The 717-nt window shown below is 44.5% G+C and carries 1 protein-coding gene; it reads left to right on the forward strand.

The genetic code is table 11. The features are described 5' to 3' along the window. On the forward strand, positions 1 to 717 hold a 717-nt coding region (locus ACFIQE_RS11135), incomplete at both ends, for a DUF4815 domain-containing protein (RefSeq protein WP_375707777.1).

A 717-nucleotide genomic window follows, 5' to 3' on the forward strand; every position in this document is an offset into this window, starting at 1 on the left:
GACTGGACAAATGAAGTGATCATTGCGCAAGAGTTGACAACGGCTTGCGAAAAAATCAATCCTTATCAAAATTTTGCGACCTTGCCTGGTACAGTAACCCTTGAACCCGCGACAGACTTCTGGCATGAACAGCGCACCGATTGGCTCTCAAGCGTGACCAATCAAATCATTATGGGAAAACATCGCGGCAGAACTATCCGTAACACAGAAGTGCGTGATGACTTGGTCAATGCACATCAAGAACAAACCGACTTTTTAAGACAAATTACCCTTCACTTTAAAATTGAAGGCTTTGGCAAGTTAGAACAATTAGAAAGCCTCATCTTTGATGGTGTGAATGTTTTGCCAGCGAGCCGCCTTGTTGCCGATAGCAAGGGCACCCTTGAAGGAACTTTTAAAATTCCACAAAACATCACCGCTGGCACAAAAAATGTTGTGGCACGGGGGAAAGGTGGAACCATTGCAACGGGGCTTTTTACCGGTCAAGGTCTGATTGATGTGAAAGTGATGCGGCGCACCACCACTGTGAAAATATGGATGCAATTTGACCCACAAGCGCAAGTCTTTACCCCCGATGAAACACGGCAAATCACCGGTATTGACTTTCATCTTTGCAAAATCGGTAATGAGAAGCATGATTTGGTGATTGATTTGGTCACTACAGAAAACGGTTATCCGACCGCCGATATTCAAGCACAAAGCTTTTATTCTATGAAG

Source organism: Bartonella sp. AA1HLJMS (assembly GCF_042197445.1).
Classification (GTDB): Bacteria; Pseudomonadota; Alphaproteobacteria; order Rhizobiales; family Rhizobiaceae; genus Bartonella.